General features: G+C 71.7%; 23 protein-coding genes and 1 pseudogene. 16 read left to right on the top strand and 8 right to left on the bottom strand.

All coding sequences use genetic code 11. From position 1 onward, the window contains the following. The first annotated feature begins 58 nt into the window (after window positions 1-58). From DI272_RS38075 to DI272_RS38065, 3 genes and pseudogenes are all read left to right on the top strand, one after another. Window positions 59-457 carry a DUF6192 family protein gene (locus DI272_RS38075; RefSeq protein WP_146238419.1) on the top strand — a complete coding sequence of 133 codons (399 nt, stop codon included), beginning with the start codon at window positions 59-61 and terminating at the stop codon, window positions 455-457. A 152-nt stretch (window positions 458-609) separates the two neighbouring features. Next, window positions 610-879, top strand: a complete 270-nt coding sequence (locus DI272_RS38070; protein ID WP_109499729.1) for a hypothetical protein — start codon at window positions 610-612, stop codon at window positions 877-879. Between the two features lie 26 nt (window positions 880-905). Then, a pseudogene (locus DI272_RS38065) lies at window positions 906-1,706 on the top strand (IS5 family transposase); the annotation flags it as partial. Between the two features lie 102 nt (window positions 1,707-1,808). On the opposite strand, the gene DI272_RS38060 reads toward DI272_RS38065, so the two are convergent. Continuing rightward, window positions 1,809-2,186 carry a toxin Doc gene (locus DI272_RS38060; protein ID WP_109499727.1) on the bottom strand — a complete coding sequence of 126 codons (378 nt, stop codon included), beginning with the start codon at window positions 2,184-2,186 and terminating at the stop codon, window positions 1,809-1,811. Further along, window positions 2,186-2,431 (bottom strand): hypothetical protein, encoded by a 246-nt coding sequence (locus DI272_RS38055; RefSeq protein ID WP_181387446.1) that lies wholly within the window; start codon window positions 2,429-2,431, stop codon window positions 2,186-2,188. The genes DI272_RS38060 and DI272_RS38055 overlap by 1 nt, the downstream gene beginning before the upstream one ends. A gap of 296 nt (window positions 2,432-2,727) precedes the next feature. On the opposite strand from DI272_RS38055, the gene DI272_RS38050 reads away from it, so the two are divergent. Further along, window positions 2,728-3,216 carry a hypothetical protein gene (locus tag DI272_RS38050; protein ID WP_109501255.1) on the top strand — a complete coding sequence of 163 codons (489 nt, stop codon included), beginning with the start codon at window positions 2,728-2,730 and terminating at the stop codon, window positions 3,214-3,216. 63 nt (window positions 3,217-3,279) lie between these two features. Here DI272_RS38050 and DI272_RS38045 read toward each other — a convergent pair whose 3' ends face one another. The 3 genes from DI272_RS38045 to DI272_RS38035 form a co-directional block, all read right to left on the bottom strand. Further along, window positions 3,280-4,185 carry an aromatic prenyltransferase gene (locus DI272_RS38045; RefSeq protein WP_109499726.1) on the bottom strand — a complete coding sequence of 302 codons (906 nt, stop codon included), beginning with the start codon at window positions 4,183-4,185 and terminating at the stop codon, window positions 3,280-3,282. A 95-nt stretch (window positions 4,186-4,280) separates the two neighbouring features. Continuing rightward, window positions 4,281-4,604 carry a 2Fe-2S iron-sulfur cluster-binding protein gene (locus DI272_RS38040; RefSeq protein ID WP_109499725.1) on the bottom strand — a complete coding sequence of 108 codons (324 nt, stop codon included), beginning with the start codon at window positions 4,602-4,604 and terminating at the stop codon, window positions 4,281-4,283. 253 nt (window positions 4,605-4,857) lie between these two features. Next, entirely contained in the window at window positions 4,858-5,775 is a 918-nt protein-coding gene (locus tag DI272_RS38035) for a LysR family transcriptional regulator (protein ID WP_109499724.1), read from the bottom strand. Window positions 5,776-5,973: 198 nt separating this feature from the next. Between DI272_RS38035 and DI272_RS38030 the strand changes: the two genes are divergently transcribed. From DI272_RS38030 to cydC, 4 genes are read left to right on the top strand one after another with little or no spacing between them, the layout of a single operon-like run. Further along, window positions 5,974-7,275 carry a cytochrome ubiquinol oxidase subunit I gene (locus DI272_RS38030; protein WP_109499723.1) on the top strand — a complete coding sequence of 434 codons (1,302 nt, stop codon included), beginning with the start codon at window positions 5,974-5,976 and terminating at the stop codon, window positions 7,273-7,275. A gap of 17 nt (window positions 7,276-7,292) precedes the next feature. Beyond that, a complete protein-coding gene (locus DI272_RS38025; protein WP_109499722.1) occupies window positions 7,293-8,327 on the top strand; it encodes a cytochrome d ubiquinol oxidase subunit II in 1,035 nt (344 codons plus the stop codon). 34 nt (window positions 8,328-8,361) lie between these two features. Beyond that, window positions 8,362-10,149 (top strand): thiol reductant ABC exporter subunit CydD, encoded by a 1,788-nt coding sequence (gene cydD, locus DI272_RS38020; RefSeq protein WP_109499721.1) that lies wholly within the window; start codon window positions 8,362-8,364, stop codon window positions 10,147-10,149. Then, window positions 10,146-11,894 carry a thiol reductant ABC exporter subunit CydC gene (gene cydC, locus DI272_RS38015; protein ID WP_109499720.1) on the top strand — a complete coding sequence of 583 codons (1,749 nt, stop codon included), beginning with the start codon at window positions 10,146-10,148 and terminating at the stop codon, window positions 11,892-11,894. Before cydD ends, cydC begins: the two co-directional genes overlap by 4 nt. Before the next feature lie 211 nt (window positions 11,895-12,105). Here the strand turns inward: cydC and DI272_RS38010 are convergent, their stop codons facing one another. Next, the gene (locus DI272_RS38010) at window positions 12,106-12,741 is read right to left on the bottom strand and encodes a hemerythrin domain-containing protein (RefSeq protein ID WP_109499719.1); all 636 of its coding nucleotides are present in this window, start codon (window positions 12,739-12,741) and stop codon (window positions 12,106-12,108) included. Window positions 12,742-13,172: 431 nt separating this feature from the next. On the opposite strand from DI272_RS38010, the gene DI272_RS38005 reads away from it, so the two are divergent. The 8 genes from DI272_RS38005 to DI272_RS37970 all read left to right on the top strand — a co-directional run bounded on the left by DI272_RS38005 (window position 13,173) and on the right by DI272_RS37970 (window position 21,828). Then, the gene (locus tag DI272_RS38005; RefSeq protein ID WP_109499718.1) at window positions 13,173-14,372 is read left to right on the top strand and encodes a ScyD/ScyE family protein; all 1,200 of its coding nucleotides are present in this window, start codon (window positions 13,173-13,175) and stop codon (window positions 14,370-14,372) included. Window positions 14,373-14,559: 187 nt separating this feature from the next. Beyond that, a complete protein-coding gene (locus tag DI272_RS38000; RefSeq protein ID WP_109499717.1) occupies window positions 14,560-15,714 on the top strand; it encodes an inositol-3-phosphate synthase in 1,155 nt (384 codons plus the stop codon). After that, window positions 15,711-16,565 (top strand): SCO3242 family prenyltransferase, encoded by an 855-nt coding sequence (locus tag DI272_RS37995; RefSeq protein WP_109499716.1) that lies wholly within the window; start codon window positions 15,711-15,713, stop codon window positions 16,563-16,565. The genes DI272_RS38000 and DI272_RS37995 overlap by 4 nt, the downstream gene beginning before the upstream one ends. Beyond that, window positions 16,562-17,458, top strand: a complete 897-nt coding sequence (locus DI272_RS37990) for a sugar phosphate isomerase/epimerase (RefSeq protein ID WP_181387445.1) — start codon at window positions 16,562-16,564, stop codon at window positions 17,456-17,458. Before DI272_RS37995 ends, DI272_RS37990 begins: the two co-directional genes overlap by 4 nt. Further along, window positions 17,455-18,360 carry an EboA domain-containing protein gene (locus DI272_RS37985; protein ID WP_109499714.1) on the top strand — a complete coding sequence of 302 codons (906 nt, stop codon included), beginning with the start codon at window positions 17,455-17,457 and terminating at the stop codon, window positions 18,358-18,360. The genes DI272_RS37990 and DI272_RS37985 overlap by 4 nt, the downstream gene beginning before the upstream one ends. Then, on the top strand, window positions 18,360-19,214 hold the full coding sequence (locus DI272_RS37980; protein ID WP_109499713.1) for a TatD family hydrolase: 855 nt from the start codon (window positions 18,360-18,362) through the stop codon (window positions 19,212-19,214). The genes DI272_RS37985 and DI272_RS37980 overlap by 1 nt, the downstream gene beginning before the upstream one ends. After that, entirely contained in the window at window positions 19,214-20,383 is a 1,170-nt protein-coding gene (eboE, locus tag DI272_RS37975) for a metabolite traffic protein EboE (protein ID WP_109499712.1), read from the top strand. The genes DI272_RS37980 and eboE overlap by 1 nt, the downstream gene beginning before the upstream one ends. Continuing rightward, window positions 20,380-21,828: an alkaline phosphatase family protein gene (locus tag DI272_RS37970; RefSeq protein ID WP_258314794.1), complete on the top strand. Its 1,449-nt coding sequence runs from the start codon at window positions 20,380-20,382 to the stop codon at window positions 21,826-21,828. The genes eboE and DI272_RS37970 overlap by 4 nt, the downstream gene beginning before the upstream one ends. A 38-nt stretch (window positions 21,829-21,866) precedes the next feature. Here DI272_RS37970 and DI272_RS37965 read toward each other — a convergent pair whose 3' ends face one another. Both DI272_RS37965 and DI272_RS37960 read right to left on the bottom strand, forming a co-directional pair. Continuing rightward, a complete protein-coding gene (locus DI272_RS37965; RefSeq protein WP_109499711.1) occupies window positions 21,867-22,547 on the bottom strand; it encodes a response regulator transcription factor in 681 nt (226 codons plus the stop codon). Next, window positions 22,544-23,134: a hypothetical protein gene (locus DI272_RS37960; protein WP_146238418.1), complete on the bottom strand. Its 591-nt coding sequence runs from the start codon at window positions 23,132-23,134 to the stop codon at window positions 22,544-22,546. The genes DI272_RS37965 and DI272_RS37960 overlap by 4 nt, the downstream gene beginning before the upstream one ends. Window positions 23,135-23,174: the final 40 nt, after the last annotated feature.

Below are 23,174 nucleotides of genomic sequence, written 5' to 3'. Positions count from 1 at the left end.
CTTCGAGCTGCACGAGGTCTATCGCCCAGGCAGAGATCGACTCCTCTCCATCGTCGGCGTGTCTTCTGCTAGTCCGGTCAACAGGCAGCAGGCCCGTGAGCAGGTCAACCAGGCCCAGTTCGACCAGGCTGATCTCGTCGAGGAAGGCGATGAGGAGGAGTGGTGGGAGGAGAACGACGCCGAGGATGACGGTGTCATCGATCCCGTCGCGATCGTGCGCGGGTTCCGCCGGGCCATGGAGTTCACCGACCTGATCGGCGTCTGCCAGGGCTTCGTGGCCGGCGCAAGCCGGCTGGTGCCGAAGCTGCGCGGCCGGGAGTTCTCCGAGTCCCAGCTCGCCCTGGTCACACGGCAGGTGGAGAAGATCAGGGCCACCGCGGACTGGATCGAGACCGCCGTGGCCACCGGCAAGGTGGACCTGGATGAAGCCCTGGCCGAGCTCCTGCGGGGCCAGTAGCCATGAAACGGCGGGCGGGGCATCCCGCTCATGTTCATGCCGAAGCGATACGCAAAGCCCTGGAAGAAGCACGGCCCGCGGGACTGCACTCGAAACAGCTGGCCAAAGCCACCAAACGGAGTCCGGCACAAGTCTGGACAGGGATCCGGTTCTTGCGCAAGAACGCGGTCAAGGACGGGCTGCCGCCGGTGACCCACAACCGCCGCGACGGGTTCCAGCTGTCCGAGGACCCGGACGTGTGGATCGCTTACGAACAGGCAGTCTTTGACGCCGAGCTGCACCGGATGACGAACTTCATCGAGGGGATCGTCGCCCCGCACACCAAACGCACCCCGAAGGACGAGTGGGCCCGCCTGATCCTCGACCAGCTCGGCGGCATCAGAGCCACCCTCGAAGTCCTATCCCGCATGGAACGGCCATGACCTGCATCCATACCGAGCAAGGCACCGTGCGTGAGCGGCACTACCCCAGCGACACCACGGACGCCGAATGGGCTGTCCTCGAACCGCTGCTGCCCGTCCCGGCCTGCGAGTTGCCCACAGGCGGGCGCCCGGAGGCCCATCCGCGCCGGAACATCGTCGACGCCATCCGCTACGTCAACGACAACGGCGTGAAGTGGCGGGCCGTTCCCGTCGACTTCGGCATCCCCTGGCGCACGGTCTACGGATTCTTTCAAAGGTGGCGGGCGAGCGGGGACCTGGCCCGTATCCACGCTGAGCTGCACGAACAGGTCAGCGTCCACGACGGAATCAACCCGCGCACCGTCGCGGTGATCCTGGACTCCCAGTCGGTCAAGGGCGCCGAGACGGTGGGCCAGGACACCCGCGGCTTCGACGGCGGAAAGTTGATCAATGGCAGGAAGCGGCACCTGGCCGTAGACATGCGCGGCATGCCACTGGCCGTCATGGTGACCAAAGCCTCGCCGCACGACAGCGTCCCCGCCCGCGACCAGCTCTTCCGCCTGCGCCTGACCCATCCCGAACTCGCCGTCGCCTGGGCCGACTCCGCCTACGGCGGGACCCTCGTCGACTGGTCCCGCTCCTTCCTCGGCATCACCCTCAAGGCGGTGCCCCGCCGCAAGGACCAGGACGGCTTCGCCGTCCTCGCCAAGCGGTGGCGAGTCGAGCGGGCCATCTCGTGGATCATGAGAGCCAGAAGAAACGTCCGGGACTACGAGCGGCTCATCTCCCACAGCGAGGCCCACCTCACCTGGACCTTCATCACCCTCATGGTCCGCCGCCTCACCCGCCCTCCCCGACCACCCCGCAGTTCACCGCACCCCGTCGAGCCGGTGAAAGCAGAACGTCACTGATCACCGGTTCTGACACAGCTTCTGAGGCGGCCGCCCGCCTCAGAGTCGCCAGGCGCGCAGTTGGTCGGCGACGGCGGGGACCCGCAGCGCGGAGTCGCGGATCTTGCGTACGAGATCCGACAGGGCACCGTAGGGCGGGTCGATGCCTTCCCCGGACTGGTCCATGTACTGGGCCGCGACGAACGCGGCGAACAGGCTGTTGCGGTGCGGGAGCGGCTCCAGGCGCACGATGGTGTGCATGAGCGCGGCGGCCCGCCAGGCCGCGTCCGGGTCGGCGGCCTGGAGGCTGGGCAGCTTGGTCTTGTGCCGCGCGACTGCGGCGACCAGGGCTGAGTAGTCCGCGACCGACATGTCGTCGGTGCCGAGGGCGGCCTCCTGGACATCGAGGAGCCAGGAGACGTCGACGTACAGGTGCATCAGGCGGCCGCGGCCCCGTCCCCGCCCGCACGTTCGGACGGCGGCACCTCGTCGGGAAACGCCTCGTCGAACTCCGCGCGCAGCCGCTCGGCCCACGCGCCGGCACCCGCGACGAACCGCTTGCGCTGCATCTCGCGGACCCCGAGGTCGTGCAGGTACTGCTTGAGGCTCTTGCCCTCGGCGGCCGCGGCGGCGCGCACGCCTTCGAGCTCCTCGTCGGTGAAGGACACATTCAGTGACGGCATACCGCGATGGTACCTAGTAGGTGCCGTCTCGGGCAGGCCTGTCACATTTCCGTCGGCGCAGCTGTCAGTGCAGTGAGCACACCAGTACCGGCGCCGAGTCGTCACGCGTAGCGTTCAGTGGCATTCATTGCAACTGCATTTCGGATTTTCGTTGCGTTGAATGCTTATCCGTTGCAACGATATCTCGCTTCTAGCTGGAGCTTTGAGGGAGATTCGCAAATATTCTGTTGCTGTAGACAGAAACGCAACGTAGCGTTTTCTCTGTCAGGAAACGGCATATGGGGGAGGACCAAGCCATGAAGCCGCAGTCTTCGGACGAGCCCTCGGTCTCGCCCGGGCCCGTCGCCTCGTTCGTGCGGTTCGTGGTGTTCGGCGGGGGTGTCGGCGTGGTCAGCAGCTTCGCCGTCGCGGTGCTGGCCATGGTGGTGCCCTGGGGGTTGTCCAACGCCGTCGTCACTGTCGTCTCCACGGTGCTGTGCACCGAGCTCCACGCCCGCCACACCTTCGGGAAGAAGGGGGGTGCCGGGTGGCGTGAGCACTGGCAGTCCGCCGGGTCGGCCGGGGTGGCCTATCTCGCGACCAGCCTCGCCGTGTTCGTGCTGCATCTGGCGCAGAGCCAACCCGGCCTGCTGACCGAGCAGATCGTCTACCTCGGCGCCTCCGGGCTCGCCGGGATCGGCCGGTTCCTCGTGCTGCGGCTCTACGTCTTCGCCGGGCGGCGCTCCCGGAGCGCGGGGCTGATGACGCGGCCGGCGAAGGCCGGGGTGCCGGTCCTGGCGGCGTAGCCGGGCACATGGTGCGGCGCCGGGCGACTGGAATGTCACCCGGCGCCTGACGTGGCGGTGCGGTCAGCCGGCGGACCGGATGCGGTCGTGGGCCGCGGAGGCCAGCTGGTGGTAGGTCGCCAGCTTGTAGTACTCCTCGCTGGGCGACAGGGCGCCGGCGTAGACGAGGACGCGGTCGCCGTCGTACGTGTACGGGGCGTTGGCGGCGAACTCGCCGAGCTTCGGCTCGATCCGGGCGGGCAGCGCCGTCGGGTCGGTGGTGCGGGTGGAGAAGCTGATTCGCTCGACCTTGCTGGAGTCCCAGCCGAAGGTCGGGTACAGCGCCGACGAGGTCTCGATGAAGGACAGGAGCTGCTCGCTGGGCTCGGGGAGACCGAACTCGCGGATCAGGGACCGGGCCGCCTCGCGGCTGACGTGCTCGGGGGAGAGGCCGTTGAAGTAGAGGTTCCAGGTGCGGCGCGCGTAGTCGATCGCGATGGCGGACACCTTGTTGGCCAGGCCGTGGTCGGCGAGGGTGCGCACGTGCTCGGACAGGCCGCCCGGGATGGACGGGACGGCGTCGGCGAGCCGGGCCGGGTCCTGGAGGTCGGTCAGCGGGAAGAAGACGTACGCCTTGTTGAAGCTGCCGGATATGCGGTGGTCGACGCCGTACGACTGGATCGGGAACCGTTCCTGGATGTCCGCGAAGAGGGTGCGGATGGGGTGGTCCGTCTCGTCGACCAGGCCGTGGGCGAGGGCACGTGTGTAGGGGTCGCCGACGCTGGGGGGCACTGTGAAGTCGAAGGACAGGTCTCCGATGTGTCCGCCCATGGTCACCATGTTGAAGACGACGCTGCCGTCGGTGAGGACGTCCTGGAACGCGGTCAGGGCCGGCCACATGGCGTCGCGTGAGCACGCCACGCCCAGCAGGCCCGCCGCCTCTTCCACGGCCGCGTACAGGCGGTTTATGCCGGCTTCTCCGGACGTCATCAGGCCCCCAGGTGTGTGCTGGAACGGTGGTCCTCCGCAGTTTCCGTTCCGCACCTCGGCCGGGGCTGGAGGGCGAGTCGGTTCCGGCTCGGGCGTCAGTTCTGGCGTTCGGGGGTGTGCACGATCAGGCCGTCCATCGCCTCGGTGACCTTCAGCCGGCAGCTGAGGCGGCTGTTGGGGCGGCGGGGGCAGACGGTGTAGTCGAGCATGTAGTTCTCGTCGGGGTGGGCCGGTTCCGGTTTGTCGAGGGTGGTCTCGTCGACGTAGACGTGGCAGGTCGCGCACTGCATGTTGCCGCCGCACTGGGCGACGATGCCCTCGACGTCGTTGAGTTCGGCTGCGCGCATGACGCTGGTGCCGACGGGGACGTCGAGGGTGCGCTCGGTGCCGCGGGCGGAGACGTACGTGATCTTGGGCATGTGGACCCCTCTGGAGCGCTTGGCCGCCGCGTGCGGGGTGCGGTGCGTTACCCGTTCCGGTGGAGCGGCCGGTGAAGAGGCGTGGAGGATCGCTTGAGAGTCGGTGGGGACGCGACACCTCTCCGGCTCTTCTGCTCGCCGCCGGGCGGGGCCGTCGAAACGGTCCGGTGCCGGGGCGGGGAAGGGCAGTGAACGTACCAGAGGACTGTGGCGGCGCCAAGTCCAGTTCCGCTTGAGAACCGCTCGACAGATCCTAGGACTTGGCTTGGCGCGGGTCCGGCAGGCGGTGGGTCATGAAGGGGCGGGACGTGATGAACTCGCGGAATTTCAGGGCCGCTTCGGAGAGGTAGGCGTCGCGGCGCCAGACCAGGGTGAGGACGCGGTGGCAGGCGGGGGCGTCCAGGTGGACCCAGGAGACGGGGACGCGGGTGTCGGTGCCGGCCTGGCGGGACATGGCGGGGATGAGGCCGATGCCGAGGCCCGCGCTGATGAGGACCTGGCTGGCGGCGGGTTCGTCGCCCTCGCAGGAGATCACCGGGGTGCGGCCCTCGGCGGCGAACAGGCGGTCCAGCAGGGTGCGTTGCCAGTGGTTCTTGCGGGTGGTGACGAAGGGCTCGTCGGCGATCTCGGGGATCGTCACGCGGTCGCGTCCGTCCAGCCGGTGGCCTCGGGGGACGGCCAGCAGGACCTCTTCCCGGGTGAGTTCGAGGGAGTCCAGGTGGGGGTCGTCGAGCCGCTGGGAGGCGACACAGAAGTCGACCTCGCCGACGCGTAGTTGGCGCTCCATCTCCTCGGCGTCGGACTGGTAGAGACGGATGTCGGCGCGGGGCTGGGCCAGGCGGAAGCTGCCGAGGACGGTGGTGATGGTCAGCAGGGTCTCGCAGGCGATGCCGACCCGGCCCAGGCCCAGGTCACCGGCCTCGCGGACGGCTCTGACGCCGTCGTCGAGCTCGCTGAGGGAGCGGTCGACGTGCCGCAGGAACATCGTGCCGCTGGCGTTGAGCTTGATGCCCCGTCCGTGGCGCTCGAAGAGCGGGGAACCCAACTCGGCCTCAAGGCGGGCGATAGTGCGGCTGAGAGAGGGTTGAGCGATGCCCAGTTCCTCCGCGGCGCGGCTCATGTGCTCGAAACGGGCGACGGTCTGGAAGTAACGCAACTGCAGCAGATCCACGGTCCACCTTCACCTATAACTGTCGAGGCATCGTCACATGGCAAAACCGGTCTTGGAAATGCATGAGTGTTGTTCTCTACCGTCTTTCCGGGGCCACCGCACAGGTGGCGGGCTTCACCGCCCGGTTCCTGTACACGCGACGCGAGGGCCCCGCACTTCTGTCCTTCTCCCGCCGCCCTCCCTCAGGAAGGTCGCACCATGAGCGCTGCGGAGCTGGCCCGACTCCAGTTCGCGGCCACGACCGGCATCCACTGGCTGTTCGTGATCCTCACCATGGGGCTCGTCCCCCTGGTGGCGTTCATGCACACCAGGGCCGCCTACACCCGTGACCCCGCCAAGAAGGCTGTCCGGGAGCGCATGACGCGCTTCTGGGGACAGCTCTACGTCATCAACTACGCGGTCGGTATCGTCACCGGCCTCGTCATGGAGTTCCAGTTCGGGTTGAGCTGGAGCGGACTGAGCAAGTTCGCCGGGAACGTCTTCGGCGCGCCCCTGGCGCTGGAGACGCTCATCGCGTTCTTCGCCGAGTCCACGTTCCTCGGCATGTGGATCTTCGGCTGGGGGCGGCTGCGGCGCGGCGTGCACGTCACGCTGATCTGGCTGGTCGCCCTGACCGCGTACGCCTCCGCGTACTGGATCCTGATCGCCAACGGCTTCATGCAGCACCCGGTCGGCTACGAAGTGCGCGGCGGTGTCGCCTACTTGACCGACTTCGGGGCGCTGCTGACCAACGAGATGTCGCTGACCGCCCTCGGTCACATCGTGCTGGCCGCGCTGACGACGGGCGGTCTGTTCGTCGCCGGGGTCAGCTGCTTCCACTTCCTTCGGGGAACGAAGGAGACGGAGCTGTTCCGCTCCTCGCTGCGGCTGGGGACGTGGGTGGCGATGCTCGCCTCGTTCTTCGTGGTCGTGGTGGGTGAGTTGCAGCGTCCGATCATCGAGCGGACGCAGCCGATGAAGAACGCCGTGCTGGAGAACTCCGGCGTCGCCGAGGTGCAGCGGCGGCTGGTGGAGCAGTTCGGGCCCGGCGACTACGTGCCCCCGCAGGGCTGGATCCATCTGTCGATGAACGTGATGACGCTCCTCGGCAACACGATCTCGACGATCACCTTCGTCGCCGTGTTCCTGCTGTGGAAGGACCGGCTGGTCCGCTGGCGTCCCATGGCCTGGCTGATGGTGGCGGTGATCCCGTTCGCCTTCCTCGCCTCCGTGGCCGGCTGGGTGGTGCGTGAAGTGGGCCGGCAGCCCTGGATCGTCTACGGCCACCTGACCGTCGAGGACGCCCTGTCCCACGTCAGCAGGGCCTCGTTGATCGTGTCCTGCACGGTGTTCATCACCATCTTCGTGGGCCTCGCGGTGACGAACTGGACATTGATCACCCGCTTCGCCGTGCGCGGCCCGGACGCCACGCAGCTCGGCGTCACCGAACCGCTTCCCGAGGGCCTGCCGGAGCAGCCCACCGGCGGCGCCGACGACAAGCAGCCGGTCCCGGCCTTCTAGAGGGAGAGTTGAGCGAGATGTCTCTGGAGATCGCCTGGCTGGGCCTGCTGGGCCTGATGCTGGCCGGGTACTTCGTGCTCGGCGGATACGACTACGGCGCACAGATGCTGCACCCCTTCCTCCGCGACGGAGGCGACGAGCAGGCCCGGGCCGAGAAGCCTGAGGGCGGTAATGCCGCGCTCGACGCCATCGCGCCGTTCTTCCTCGGCAACGAGGTGTGGCTGGTGGCCTTCGCGGGGGTGATGTTCGGTGCCTTCCCGCACCTGGAGGGCACCCTGCTGTCCGGGCTGTACCCGCTGATCGTGGCGATTCTGGCCGGGCTGGTGCTCGGCAACGCGGCGGTGCAGCTGCGGCGGCGGGCCCGTGGGGCCCGTGGCCGGCGGGTGTGGGACGCGCTGATCGTGTTCGGCGGTGCGGTGCCCGCGCTGTGCTGGGGGCTGGTGGTGGGGCTGCTGCTGCACGGGGTGCCGCGGCGGGCCGACGGCAGCTTCCACATCGGCTTCGGTGAGGTGTTCACGCCGTTCGTGCTGGTGTGCGGCATCGCCACGATCTTGCTGTTCGCCGCGCACGGCGCGGGTTTCGTCGCCATCCGGTCCGGCTCCGAAATGGCTTCCAGGGCACGGGAGTTGGGCGCCAAGTTGCTGCTGGGCGCCGGGGCGGCGGCGCTGGTCGCGCTGCTGCTCACCGTCTTCGGTTCGGGCGCCTCGATGACCAACCGCGGGGCGTCGTGGGTCATCGCCGGCGCTCTCGTGGTGGCACTCGGCGTCGCCTGGTGGTCCTTCACCGGCGGGCACCAGGTGCGGGCGTTCGTGGCGACCTGCTGCGCGACCGCGCTGCCGGTGCTGCTGGTGGGCGCCGGTCACTACCCGTACCTGCTGATCAGCTCGGCGGGGCACGGTCTCGACATCCACGACGCCGTCACCGACGACGCCACGCTGAAGATCCTCAGCGTGTTCGGGGTGCTGGTGGTGCCGACGATCCTCGCCTACCAGGCGTGGAGCTGGTGGGCGTTCCGCGGCCGTACGGGCCTGCGCCACCCCAGCTACTTCTGAGCCGCGGCCGTACGGGAAGGGGAAGGGGTCCGGGATGAAACCGGTCGAACGTCGGCTGATGCGGGAACTGCCGGTGCTGCGGCGCCACTTGGCGAACTCGACGGCCCTCGCGCTGCTCGGCGCGGGGCTCGTCGTCACCCAGGTGACCCTGCTGGCGACCGTGCTCGCGGACGGGTTCGGCGGGCACACGGTCGCCTTCGGGACACTGGCCGCGCTGGGCGCGGTGGTGGCCGGGCGGGCGCTGCTGGCGTGGGCGCGCGGTGTGCTCGCGCAGCGGGCCGCGTCCGACGCCAAGCACGCGCTGCGCGCCCGCCTCACCGATCGGCTGGGCCGCACCGCGCCGCTCCGGCTCGCGACGGGCCGGCACGGCGAGACGGCCACCTTGCTCACCCGTGGCCTCGACACCCTGGACCCGTACGTCACCGGCTCCCTGCCCACCATGGCGGCGGCCGGCGTGGTGCCGGTCGCGGTCGTCGGGTGGCTGTTCGCGACCGACTGGACCTCGGCGCTGATCGTCGTCGTGACCCTGCCGCTGATCCCGGTGTTCGGTGCGCTGGTCGGTATGCACACCGCCCGGCGCACCGCGCGGCAGTGGCGGCTGCTGGCACGGCTCGGCGGGCATTTCCTGGACGTCGTGGCCGGGCTGCCGACGCTGCGGGCGTTCGGGCGGGCCCAGTACCAGGCGCGCAGGGTCGGTGACATGGCCGACGCGCACCGGCGGGCCACGATGCGGACCCTGCGGGTGGCGTTCCTGTCGTCGTTCGTGCTGGAGACGGTCGCGACGCTGTCGGTGGCGCTGGTCGCGGTGCCGGTCGGGCTGCGGCTGCTGGACGGCCACATGGCGTTGCGTACGGCGCTGATCGTGCTGTTCCTGACGCCGGAGGCGTATCTGCCGCTGCGGGCGATGGGGGCCGCGTTCCACGAGAGCGCCGAGGGCATCACGGTGGCCGAGCAGGTCTTCGCGGTCCTCGACGAGGACGAGGATCGCCCTGCGCGGTCGGACGAGCCGACGCCGGTGCCCGAGGTGCGTGCCGTGTCGGTGCGCCTGGACGGGGTCGGCGTCACCTATCCGGGACGCGCCGCACCCGCCCTGGACCGGGTCTCGCTGCATGTCCGGCCCGGTGAGCACATCGCCCTGGTCGGGCCCAGCGGAGCCGGGAAGTCCACGCTGCTGGCGCTGTTGCTCGGCTTTACCCGGCCCTCGACGGGCCGGATCACGGTCGGCGGCATCGACCTGGACCGCCTCGACGTGGACGAGTGGCGCCGGCGGCTGGCGTGGGTGCCGCAGCGGCCGCATCTGTTCGCGGCGTCCGTCGCCGACAACATCCGGCTCGGGCGGCCCGGGGCGAGCGAGGCCGAGGTACGGCAGGCCGCCCGCGACGCACACGCCGACGCGTTCATCGAGGCGCTGCCGCAGGGCTACGACACCCGGCTCGGCGAGCACGGCGCGGGCCTGTCCGCCGGTCAGCGCCAGCGCATCGCGATCGCCCGCGCCTTCCTCAAGGACGCCCCCGTGCTGCTGCTCGACGAACCGACCGCCCACCTGGACCCCGACAGCGAGGCCGCCGTCACCCACGCCACGGTGCGGCTCATGCGCGGGCGCACCGCGATCGTGGTGGCCCACCGCACCAGCCTGCTGCCGTACGCCGACCGGATCGTCACGCTGCGGGCCGGGCACGTGGACTCGGACGTGGGCACGGTGGTGGCCGGGCCCGCCGGCACCGGCCCCGCCGTCCTGGCGTCCGCACCCACCGGCACCCACCCCCTCAGTGACTTCGTTCCCTCCCCACTGGTGCCCGCAGAAGGGCCGATGGCCTCATGACCTCCCCCACGGCGGCCCTCGGCCGCACCGACTCCCGCCTGGCGGCCGTCCATTCCCCCGTCCGGCCGTCAGGCGGGCCTTCCCATCCGACGCTGCGTCTTGTGCGTCAACTCCTGCCGTACTGGCGCCGGTTGCTGCCCGCCGGGCTCGCCGCGGCCGGCAGTGAGCTCGCCGCGGCGGCGCTCATGGCCACCGCGTCCTGGCTGATCACGCGGGCCGCCGAGCATCCGCCGCTCGCCTCGGTGAGCCTGGCGATCGTCGCCGTGCGCGCCCTGGCGCTGGGGCGCGGGGCGCTGCGTTACGGCGACCGGCTCCTGGGGCACGACGGAGTGCTGCGGGCCGTGGCGGGGTTCCGGACCCGGGTGTACGAGGCGCTGGTGCCGTTGGCGCCCGCGGGGACACCCGCCTTCCGCAGCGGTGATCTGCTGACCCGGCTGGTGGACGACGTCGACGCCGCCCAGGATCTGCTGCTGCGGGTGCTGCTGCCGACCGCCGCGGCGGTCACGGTGGGGGTCGCCGCCACGGTGACGGCGTGGCTGCTGCTGCCACAGGCGGGCCTGCTGCTGGGGCTGCTGCTCGCGCTGGCCGTCCTGCTGGTGCCCGCGGCCGTGCTCGCCGTGGCCCACCGCACCGGCCGGGAGCAGGCGGCGGCACGGGCCGAACTCGCCGCACATGTCGTGGACTTGACCGAGGGAGCGGCCGACCTCGCCGCGTACGGGGCCCGGGGCCGGGCCGTGGGGCGGGCGCAGGATGCCGCCGCGCGGATCGCCCGGCTGGAGCGGCGGCGTGCGCTGACCACCTCGCTGGCCTCGGCCGTGCTGCTGCTCTTCCAGGGGGCGGCGCTGGTCGCGGTGGTGCACGGGGCGCTGCGCGCCCATGCCGACGGGCGGCTGCCCGCGGTACAGCTGACGGTGCTCGCGGTGCTCGCGCTGGTCGCCTTCGAGGCGCTGGAGCCGCTGCCGGCCGCCGCGTACCGGCTGGCCGAGGTGCGGGTGCGGGCACGGCGGCTGGCGGAGCTGTTCGACACTCCCGCCCCGGTCGTCGAGCCGGCCGACCCGGCCCCGCTTGCCGTCGACGGGCCGGTCGGGGTGCGCATCGAGAACCTGAAGGTACGTCATCAGGCGGGCGGTGCGACGGCCCTTGACGGGCTGAGCCTGGAACTGCGGGCCGGGCGGCGCACGGTGCTGCTCGGTGCGAGCGGCTCGGGGAAGTCGACGCTCATCGCCACCCTGATGCGGTTCGTGGAGTACGAGGCCGGCAGCGTCCGGGTCGGTGGCCGCGAGCTGCGGGACTGCGCCGGTGACGAGGTGCGGCGCGTGATCACCGGGATGACGCAGGACGCCCATGTCTTCCACGCCAGCATTCACGCCAACCTGCTGCTGGCGCGGCCCGACGCCGAGGACGCCGAGCTGCGGGAAGCAGCGCGCCGGGCGCGGATCCTGGACTGGATCGAGTCGCTGCCGGACGGCTTCGACACCGTGCTCGGCCCCGACGGCACCCAGCTCTCCGGCGGTCAGCGGACCCGGCTGCTGCTGGCCCGTGCGCTGCTGGCCGATCCGCCGGTCCTCGTCCTGGACGAGCCGACCGAGGGACTCGACCCGGACACCGCCGCGGCCGTGCTCGCCGACATCCTCGATGCCACGCGTGGCCGTACGACGCTGCTGGTCACCCATGAGCGGGAAGGCTTCGCCGGGGCCGACCAGGTGGTCACGCTGGACGAGGGGCGGGTGCTCGCCGCGCGCTGAGCGGTCCGCCTGAAGTGCCGTGGGGTGCCGTCGTCCGGCTGTTCGGCTGCTCGGCTGCTCGGCTGCTCGGCTGCTCGGCTGCTCGGCTGCTCGGCTGCTCGGCGAGGCTGCTCGGCTGTTCGGCGAGGCTGCTCGGGCCCTCGTACACCGCACGACGGACGCGGCCTCTGGTGGGCAGAGGCCGCGTCCGTCGTGCGGTGTCGGTGTGTGGTCAGTTCTTGGTGTTCCACCTGTCGAGTTCGATGTACGCGGGCACCCAGGCGGTGTGGTAGGCGGCGCGGACGGGCTCGGGGAGGATGGCGAGCATCCCGTCGATGGTCTCCTGGTCGGCGCCGTCGAGGACCCAGGGGGTCAGCAGGGGGCCGTCGGGGCCGGTCTTGGCGCCGTGGATCCTGCCGTAGTGCTGCCACTGCTCAAGGGTGAGGACCTCCTGGATCAGCGGCAGTGCCTGGTCCTCCTCGTGCTTGAGGTGTGCCGTGAGGTTGGTGGCCAGGGAGTCGACGGCGGCCGCGAGGCGTTCGGCGTCGGCCTCCGGGTCGGCGAGCGCGGCGTCGATGGTCTCCACGAGCGGGTCGATGGAGGCGTGTTCGGCGTCCATCGCGTCCAGCAGGGCCAGGTCGTCGGGGCGGTCGGCCACGGTCTGGCGCAGCACCGGCCACAGCGCCTCGTCCTCGGCGGTGTGGTGGATGTGCAGGGCCTTCTTGAAGATGTCCCAGCCTGCGGCGCCGGCGAGGGTGCGCCGCGGGTCGTCGTCGACGCGGGCCGTGATCGTGGCCATGATCTCCAGCTCGCGCCGCAGCGCGTTGTGCATCGCGTACATCAACGACATGTCGAGCCTGTCACCCATGGTCTCTCCCGATCTGTTCCGGTGTCAGTGGGCCGGATTCCTCGCATCCGGCCCGATCCGCCGTGTGCCTCGGCTCCGTGCCGCGCGACCGCGCCGATCCGCGGTCTCACCCTCATGACAGTCCGCGGCGCCGGAATGTGACCGGCGGACGACGAACGTACCCGGAAAGTCCGTTCGTGCCCCGTCGGCTGGACTCAGTCGCAAGCGGCTGACGAGCAACGGGAGTTGGGGGCGAGTGGCCGTCGGTGCCCGGCGCCAAGTCGGCGCCAAGTTGATCGGCAGTCATGAACAAGCCATGTCGTTGATGCTGAGGCGCCAGAACAAGATGCAGGGGGCGGGTCATACCGCATCAGTGCGAGTCGGTCCCGGTGCGTCCTGTCGTGAACACCCGTCAGCAAGTCGTGGTTTCGACCGGAGGGAATGAGTCCAAGATGCGGCGTCTCAAAACGAGCAGGATGCTGGTCGCCGGAGTGGCGGCCACAGCAGCGCTCGTCGGCCTGGGAGTCGGACCGTCGGAGCAGGCGGCCGAGGCCGCCACTCAGAAGGCCCGCCCGACCCGCCACCTCACCAGCGACGCGCCGGTCACCGTGGTGGCCCGCGGGCTGAACTCACCGCGGAGCCTGGCCTGGGGCCCCGACGGTGAACTCCTGGTCACCGAGATGGGGGCCACCCCCACCGCGTGCCAGGGCACCGGCTTCGCCACCAGGTGCTACGGCCAGACCGGTTCGGTCGCGGATGTCTCGTCCGGCACCCCGGTGCGGATCGCCGAGAACCTGCCGACCGCGTTCAACCAGGAAGAGACGATCGGCCCCAACGGCATCACCGTCGACCGCAAGGGCCACATCTACACCCTGCAGGCCGGCTCGCCGGAGCAGGTTCCGGCCGGGCTGGACCCGGAGCTGACCAAGACGCTGACCGAGCAGTACGGCTCGATCATGGACATCACCGACGGGCAGCGCAAGGTGATCGCCAACCCGGGCACGGTCAACTGGAACTGGACCAAGAACAACCCGGACCTGTCCGACACCTACCCGGCGTCCAACCCGTACGCGCTGACGACGAAGCCGGGTGGCGGGTTCTACCTGGTGGACGCGGGCGCGAACACGCTGAACTCGGTCGACCGCAAGGGCAAGACCAAGGTCCTCGCCTTCGTGCCCGAGACGCCGGGCGGCTCGGACGCCGTCCCGATGTGTGTCGACGTCGGCCCCGACGGCGGCGTGTACATCGGCCAGATCACCGGCCACGGCAACTCGGCCACCGCGGCCAACGTGTACCGGTACTCGCCCAAGACCGGCAAGCTCAAGGTCTGGCAGAGCGGCTTCAGCGCCATCAGCGGCTGTGGCTTCGGTGCCAACGGTGACTTCTACGTGACGCAGTTCGACACCACCGGGTTCCTGCCCACCGGTGACCCGATCGGCAACGTCATCCAGATCAACCACAAGGACAACTCCCGTACCGTCCTGGCGGACGAGAAGCTGTTCGCGCCCACCGGCTTCCTGGCCGGCGCCGACGGCTCCATCTACGTCGCGGACAAGACCATGATGTGGCCGGCCTGCACCGACGCCCCGGCCTGCACCAGCTCCACGGACATCCACGCCACCGGCGACGGACAGATCGTCAAGATCGGCTGACCGTCCGGTCGTCCCGCTCGCGGGCCGGACCGGACCGTTCAGAGGTCCGGTCCGGCCCGCGGCGCACACAGACCACACGATCCACCCGGTCGTGACAGACCGGCAAGGTCCACAAGGTCCACCAGATCTACAGGACCCACCAGATCCATTGTGTTCGTGATCGAACTCGTGATCGAAGGAGACAACCGTGCGTGCTGGCATCTGGTTCATCGGTGCCCGCGGGTCCGTCGCCACCACCAGCGTGATCGGGGCGCTCGCGCTGCGTGCCGGGCTCGCCGACCCGGTGGGCTGCGTGACCGCTCATCCCGCGCTGGACGTGACGGCGCTGCCCGGCTTCGGCGACCTGGTCTTCGGCGGTCACGACGTGACCACGATCCCCGTGGCCAAGAAGGCCGAGCAACTGGCCGCCGCCGGCGTCGTGCCGGCCCGGCTGGTGCAGGCGCTGCAACAGGACCTCGACGCGGTGGAGGCGAACCTGCGGCCCGCCCCGGCCGCCGCCACCCAGGCCGCGGACGCGGCGCTGATCGCCGCCGACATCAGGGCGTTCGCCGAACGGCACGGCCTGGACCGGGTGGTGGTGGTCAACGTGTCCTCCACCGAACCCGCCCCGCCCGCGCACCCCGCGCACTCCGACCTCGCCGCGCTGACCGCCGCGCTCGCCGCGCCGGGCAGGGTGCTGCCGCCCAGCTCGCTGTACGCCTACGCGGCGTTCGACACGGGCTGCGCCTTCGTCGACTTCACCCCCTCCACCGGAGCCCGGCTGCCGGCCCTCGCCGAGCTCGCCGCCGAACGCGGCCTGCCCTACGCCGGCCACGACGGCAAGACCGGGGAGACGCTGCTGAAGTCGGTGCTGGCGCCGATGTTCGCGATGCGCAACCTCTCGGTGCGCTCGTGGTCCGGCATCAACCTGCTCGGTGGCGGCGACGGCGCCAGCCTCACCGACCCGCAGGCCAACGCCGCGAAGACGGCCAGCAAGCAGCGGGTGCTGCACGAGACCCTCGGCTACGCGCCCGACGGCGACACCCGCATCGACTACGTCGCCGACATCGGCGACTTCAAGACGGCCTGGGACCTGATCACCTTCGACGGGTTCCTCGGCACCGGCATGTGCCTGCAGTTCACCTGGCAGGGCTGCGACTCGGCGCTCGCGGCGCCGCTCGTCCTGGACCTGGCCCGGATCACCGCCGCCGCGCACGAGGCCGGACACACCGGGCCGCTGGAGTCCCTCTCCTACTTCTTCAAGGACCCGCTGGGCGACGTCGACCACGCGCTGCACGCCCAGTGGGAGGCGCTGCGCACGTATCTCGCCGGGCTCGGCGCCGGATCGGGCGGCGGCCGATGACCACACCCCGGGATCTTGTGGAGCTGGTCCGCGCGCCCGCGGCACTGTCGGTGCCGGGGGACGCGGTGGCCGGTGCCGCCGCCGCGGGCACCCTCGGTCCGCGCACCGCAGGGCTGTCCGCCGCCGCGGTCTGCCTGTACTGGGCGGGGATGGCCGCCAACGACTGGGCGGACCGGGACCTGGACGCGAAGGAGCGTCCCGGCCGGCCGATCCCCTCCGGCCGGGTCAGCGCCCGGACCGCGCTGGGTGTCGCGGCCGGACTCAGCGCGGCCGGACTCGCGCTCGCCGGACTGGCCGGGGGCCGCAGGGCGCTCGCGGTGGCGGTGCCGCTGACCGGTGCGGTGTGGGCGTACGACGTGAAGCTGAAGGACACCGCCGCGGGGCCGGCCGGCATGGCCGCCTGCCGTGCACTGGATGTGCTGCTCGGCGCGAGTACCCGCCGGGGCGGCTGGCGCGGTGCGCTCGTGCCGGCGCTCACCGTCGCGGCGCACACGTACACCGTCACCGCGCTGTCGCGCCGCGAGGTGTCCGGCGCCGGCCGCCTGCTGCCGGGGGCGACGCTGGCCGCGACGGCCGGGGTCACGCTCGCCGCCTCGGGGCGCGCGCCACGCCAAGGGCTGGTCGGCTCGCTGGCCGCCTGGTACGCCGCCGGTTACGGCGACGCCCAGGTGCGGGCATTGGCCACGCCGGACGCAGGCAGCGTACGGGCGGCGGTCGCCGCCGGGATCACCAACCTGCCCGCACTGCAGGGCGCGCTTGTCGCACGGTCGGCGCGGCCCGGCGCCGCGGCCGTGGTGGCCGCCTGCGCACCGATCGGCCGGGTCCTGGCGGGGCGGGTGTCGCCGACATGAGCCCTATGACCTCCTCGGACATACGCTTCGGCTACGGCACCAACGGGTTCGCCAACCACCGCCTCGAGGACGCGCTCGCCGTCATCGCCGACCTCGGCTACGAGGGCGTCGCGCTCACCCTCGACCACGACCATCTCGATCCGTTCGCACCGGAACTGCCGCACCGCGTCGAGGCGTTGGCGGCACGGCTGGACCGGCTCGGGCTCGCCGTCGTCATCGAGACCGGCGCCCGCTATCTGCTCGACCCGTGGCGCAAGCACGCCCCGACCCTCCTCGACGACGAACCCGCGGCCCGGCTGGACTTCCTGCGGCGGGCCGTGGACATCGGGGCGGACCTGGGCGCGGAGGCCGTCTCGTTCTGGGCCGGTATCCGGCCCTCCGCGGTGTCGCGGGGGCAGGGCTGGGACCGGCTGGTGCGGGGCTGTGCCGAGGTGGTGGACGCGGCCGACGCGGCGGGCGTACGGCTGGGGTTCGAGCCCGAGCCCGGGATGCTGGTGGAGACGCTCGACGACTGGTTCGCGCTGCGCGGCAAGCTCGGCGCGCCGGACTGCTTCGGGCTGACGCTCGACATCGGGCACTGCCGCTGTGTGGAGCCGCTGCCGGTGGCGGAGTGTGTGACCAAGGCCGGCCCGTACCTGGTCAACGTGCAGATCGACGACATGCGGCGGGGTGTGCACGAGCATCTGGAGTTCGGCTCCGGCGAGGTCGACTTCCCGGCCGCGCTGCGGGCCCTGGCGGAGACCGGGTACCGCGGGCTGACGGCCGTGGAGCTGCCCCGCCACTCCCATGCCGCCCCCGCGGTCGCGCGCACGTCGCTGGCGTTCCTGACCCACGCCCGTGCCGCGGCCGAGTTCCTGAGCGCGACCCGTGTAGCGGAGGAGGTCTCCCTGTGACCGGCCGACATCTCGCAGACGTACTGACCGACGTGTTGAAGAACCAGGTCGCCGACCCGCAGTGGCTGGGTGACGCCCGCTGGCAGGTGGCGCAGAACCCGGACGCGATCGCCATGCTGTTCCCCGCCGTGGGCCGGCGCTGCGGCCGGGGCCCGCTCGCCGACGCCGGCCCGGAACTCGCGGGCTGGAGCGTCGACGACGCGGCCCGGGTGCTGTTGCTGACCGCGCTGCCGCTGCGCGGGACGGCACTGGCCCGGCTGGTCACCGCCCTGTACTGGCAGGGCGGCGCGGCGGAGAAGCGCGCGGTGCTGCGCGCCCTGTCAGGGCCGGACCTCGGGGACGGCGCGGCGGATCTGCCACGTGACACGGACAGCGGGGCCGGTGCCGCGGGGCTGTCGCAGGACCTGAACAGCGGGGCCGGTACCGCAGGCCTGCCACAGGACCTGCACAGCGAAGCCCGCGCCGCGGGCCTGCCGCAGGACCTGGGCAGGGGGGCGCGCGCTCCGGAGCTGCCCCAGGGCCTCGACATCGGGGCCGCCGCCGTGGAGTTGCTGGACGACGCCATCCGTACCAACGACCCGCGTCTGGTCGCCGCCGCGGTCGGGTCTGCTGCCCGGCGGCTCGATGACGGGATGTGGCGGCAGGCCGTGCTCAAGTGCGTGTTCATGGAGATACCGCTGACCGCCGTGGCCGACCTGGACCGGCGGGCCGACGGCGAGCTTGCCCGGATGCTGGCCGACCTGGACGACGAACGGAGGGCCGCAGGGCGGTCCCTGCCCGACGACGCGACCGTCCTGCTGGCGCTGATCAGCGACCCGGAGTGGGTGCGGTCCACACAACCAGGGGGGATCGGCGACACGGCGTCGGCACGGTCCGCAGAGTTCAAGGAGAAGACAGTCTGATGCGCATCTTCGACCCGCACATCCACATGACCTCACGGACCACCGACGACTACGAGCGGATGGCGGCCGCCGGCGTGCGCGCGCTCGTCGAGCCGGCCTTCTGGCTCGGCCAGCCCCGCACGAGCGCCGGGTCCTTCACCGACTATTTCGACTCGCTGACCGGCTGGGAGCCGTTCCGCGCGAGCCAGTTCGGCATCCGCCACTACTGCGCCCTCGCGCTGAACCCCAAGGAGGCCAACGACCCGCGCTGCCGCGAGGTGCTCGGCGCGCTGCCGCGCTACCTGGCCAGGGACGGCGTGGTCGCGGTGGGCGAGATCGGCTACGACTCGATGACCCCGGCGGAGGACGAGGTGTTCGCGGCCCAGCTCGCCCTGGCCGTCGTCCACGACCTGCCGGTCCTGGTGCACACCCCGCACCGTGACAAACAGCGCGGCACCCGTCGCACCCTCGACGTGGTGCGGGAGTCGGGCATCGACCCGGGCCGGGTCGTCGTCGACCACCTCAACGAGGTGACGGTCGGTCAGATCGCGGACAGCGGCTGCTGGATGGGGTTCTCCATCTACCCGGACACCAAGATGTCGCCGGAGCGCATGGCGGTGGTGCTGCGGGAGTGGGGGCCGGACCGGATTCTGGTGAACTCCGCCGCCGACTGGGGGCGCAGCGACCCGCTGCTCACCCGTGCCACCGGGCAGGCGATGCTGGATGCCGGGTTCAGCGAGGACGACGTGGACCGGGTGCTGTGGCGCAACCCGATCGAGTTCTACGGGCAGTCCGGGCGGCTGGACCTCTCCGGGACGGCGGGTGCGGCGGCCTCCGCGTTCGCCGGGAACTCCATCGCCCGCGGAGGCAGCTGATGCGGCTGGCCCACCGCGACGGGCAGACGGTCCATCTCGGTTACTGCACCAACGTCCACGCCGGCGAGGAACTGCCGGAGATCGTGCGGCAGTTGGACACGTACGCGGTGCCGGCCCGGCGGCGTCTGGGGGCCGAGCGGCTCGGGGTCGGGCTGTGGCTGGCCGCGCCGGTCGCCGCCCGGCTCGCCGCCGACCCGGCCGCGGTGGCGGGGCTGCGCCGTGACCTGGACGCGCGCGGCCTGGAGGTGGTCACCTGCAACGGCTTTCCCTACGGCGCCTTCCACGCGCCGGTGGTCAAGCACGCGGTGTACCGGCCGGACTGGCTGAGCGACGCGCGGATGACGTACACGCTCGACCTGGCCCGGGTGCTGGCGGGGCTGCTGCCCGATGACGCCGCCCGCGGCTCGGTGTCGACGCTGCCGCTGGCCTGGCGCACGCCCTGGACGGTGGCCGACCAGGCGGTGGCCCAGGGGCGGCTCGACGAGCTCGCGGAACGTCTTGAGGGCGTGCACGCGAGCACCGGGCGGCTGATCCGCGTCGGGTTCGAACCGGAGCCCGGCTGTGTGCTGGAGTCGACCGAGCAGGTGGCCGCCGGGCTGGCCGGCATCGACACCCGTTACCTCGGGGTGTGCCTGGACCTGGCCCATCTGGCATGCGGGTGGGAGGAGCCCGAGGAGGCGCTGGGCCGGCTGGCCGGTGCGGGGCTGCCGGTGGTGAAGGTGCAGGTGTCCGCCGCGCTCGGCGCGGACCATCCGGAGCAGCCCGCGACGGCCGACGCGCTGCGCGGGTACGCCGAACCCCGGTTCCTGCACCAGACCCGGTCCGCGGCCGGGCACGCGGCCGACGACCTGGGTGAAGCGCTCGACGCGGAGCTTCCCGGGCCGTGGCGGGTGCACTACCACGTGCCGCTGCACGCGGCCCCGCAGCCGCCGCTGCACGCCACGCTGGACGTGCTGCGGGACGCGCTGGACGTGCTGGTCGGCGGCGAGCGGGCCCTGTGCGACCACCTGGAGGTGGAGACGTACACCTGGAACGTGCTGCCTGCCGCCCAACGCCCTGTCACCGAAGGCCAGTTGGCCGACGGTATCGCCGCCGAGGTGGCCTTCGCCCGGGATGAACTGCTCGCTCTCGGACTGCGCGAGCAACCTGTTAGGGAGCTGATCCATTGAACGCCCGGCCCACTCCCCTGGTCGTGCTCGACGTCGTCGGGCTCACCCCGCGACTGCTCAAGCACATGCCGCGGCTGGCCGCGATCGCCCGTACGGGCTGGCAGGCCGAACTCGCCCCGGTGCTGCCCGCGGTCACCTGCTCGGTGCAGGCCACGCTGCTCACCGGCGCCCCGCCCAGCGAGCACGGCATCGTCGGCAACGGCTGGTACTTCCGTGACCTCGGCGAAGTCCTGCTGTGGCGCCAGCACAACAAGCTCGTCGGCGGCGACAAACTGTGGGACGCGGCACGCCGCCGCCACCCCGGGTACACGGTCGCCAACATCTGCTGGTGGTACGCGATGGGCGCGGACACCGACTGGACGGTGACCCCGCGGCCCGTCTACCACGCCGACGGCCGCAAGGACCCCGACTGCTACACCGACCCGCCCGAGCTGCACGACGAACTCACCACCGCACTGGGCGAGTTCCCCCTGTTCAACTACTGGGGCCCGGGAGCGGGCATCGCCTCCTCCGAGTGGATCTGCCGGGCCGCGCGGCAGATCATGGAACGCCACGACCCGGATCTGACGCTGGTCTACGTCCCGCACCTCGACTACGACCTGCAGCGGTTCGGCCCGGACGGGCGCAAGGCCGCGGCCGCCGCGGCGCGGCTGGACGCGGTGCTCGGCCCGCTCCTGGAGGCGGCGCGCCGGCGCGGGGCGACCGTGGTGGCCCTGTCGGAGTACGGCATCACGCGGGCCTCCCGCCCTGTCGACATCAACCGTGCGCTGCGCCGCGAGAACCTGCTGCGGGTGCACACCCAGGCCGGGATGGAGTATCTGGACCCGTGGACGTCACGCGCGTTCGCCGTCGCCGACCACCAGGTCGCGCACGTGTACGTCGACGACCCCGAGGATCTGCCGCTGGTGCGCAAGGTGTGCGCCGGCCTGCCGGGCGTGGCCGAGGTGCTGGGCGAGGCGGAGAAGGCGGCCTACGGCCTGGACCATGAGCGGGCCGGTGATCTGGTGCTGGTCGCCGAGCCGGACGCCTGGTTCACGTACTACTACTGGCTCGACGACGAGCGCGCTCCGGACTTCGCCCGGCTGGTGGAGATCCACCGCAAGCCCGGGTACGACCCCGCCGAGCTGTTCTTCGACCCCGCGGCGCCGCTCGCGGCGAAGGGACGCACGGCCGTGGCACTGGCCCGCAAGAAGCTCGGCATGCGCTATCTGATGAGCGCGATCGGGCTGGACGCGGGCGCGGCGGCGGTGAAGGGCACGCACGGCCGGCTGCCGGGCAGTCCGCAGGACGGGCCGGTGCTGCTGTGCTCGGATCCGCGGGGTGCGCGCGGGCGGTACGGGGCGACCGAGGTCAAGGAACTGCTGCTGGACCTGGCGGGGCTGGGAGACGGACGGGGCCTGCGCATGGTGAAGGAGAGCAGGGCCGACGTCCCGTCAAAGGACTGACAGCAACCGTCAGGAACGTCAGGAACCGTCAGGGGCCGTCACGGGCCCGAGCCGACCAGGCCCGCTGCGTAGGCGAGGCCGACGAGCTGGACGCGGCCGCGGGCCCGTAGCTTGGCGCGGGCGCGGTCGATGTGGGACTTCGCCGTGAGCGGCGTGATCACCATGCGGGCGGCGATCTGGGCGGTGGACAGTCCGCGGGCGACCAGGGCGACGGCCTCCCGTTCACGGTCGGTCAGTTCGGCGAGCAGGGCGGGCCGTGGGACCGGGGGCAGCGAGCGGGCGACGAGCCGGCCGATCACCTGACGGGTGACCGACGGGGCGAGCAGCGCGTCGCCGCGCGCGACGACCCTGAGGGCGTGGGCGAGCTCGGCGGGGGTGGTGTCGTCGACGAGGTATCCGGCGGCGCCGGCCCGCAGCGCCTCGAAGACGTGCCGGTCGCGGCTGTCGCCGGTCAGGATGACGACCCGCACCCGGGCCAGGGCCGGGTCGGCGGTGATGCGCCGGGTCACCTCGATGCCGTCGAGGCCGGGCAGGGTCACGTCCGTGAGGACGATGTCGGGGCGTCGTTCCCGGGCCGACCGCAACGCCTGCCTGCCGTCGTCGGCCTCGGCGACGATCTCGATGTCCGCCTCGGCGTCGAGGTCCGCGCGCAGCCGTGCCCGCGGCCCGGGCCGGCCATCGGCCAGCAGCAGCCGGATCGGGGCGGTGTGTCGTGTCATGTCGGCTCCCCCGTTTCCCTGCCGACCTGTTGGGCCGGCAGCCAGTGGATGGTGTGGACGCGGTTGTCGGCGATGCCGAGGGCCAGGGCGCCCAGGAGGGTGCCGTGGGGGTCGTGGAAGAGGGCACCCGGGTCGGCGGCGGCGTCCGTGGGGCGCATCGTGATGCCGACGGCCAGCAGGGCCGGGACGATCGCCGTGAGCAGCCGGGCCACCCGGTCCGCGCCGGTGATCTCGCGGGGCCAGGGGCGGGTGCCGGTGTCGGTTCTCGCCGTGATGGTGGCGGCGAGCTCACGGCAGGTGGCTTCCGGGTGGCCCACGGCCTCAGCGATCCGTGCCATGTCGCAGCCGAGCATCTCGCGCAGCACCAGCACCGCTCGTTCCAGGGAGGACAGTCGCTCCAGGAGCAGTACGGCCGCGGTGGACACGTAGTCGGGTGTTTCCGGCCGGGGGTCGGGCGTTTCTGCCGGGAGGGCGCACCACGGGTCGGGGTGCGGGGGTTGTCGTGGCCGGGGTGTGCGGGGGGTCTCCCAGGCGGTGTGGGTGGCCTCGAGGGGCCGTACTGCCTCGAACTCTTCGTCACGGCTCATGCAGGGCCCCTCCTCGGACTCGGCTCTCGTCTATGTGACA

Origin of the sequence: Streptomyces sp. Act143 (assembly GCF_003143935.1) — a bacterium.
Lineage (GTDB): Bacteria > Actinomycetota > Actinomycetes > Streptomycetales > Streptomycetaceae > Streptomyces.
The sequence above is the reverse complement of the archived record's forward strand: the minus strand, read 5'-3'. Positions and strand labels throughout refer to the sequence as shown.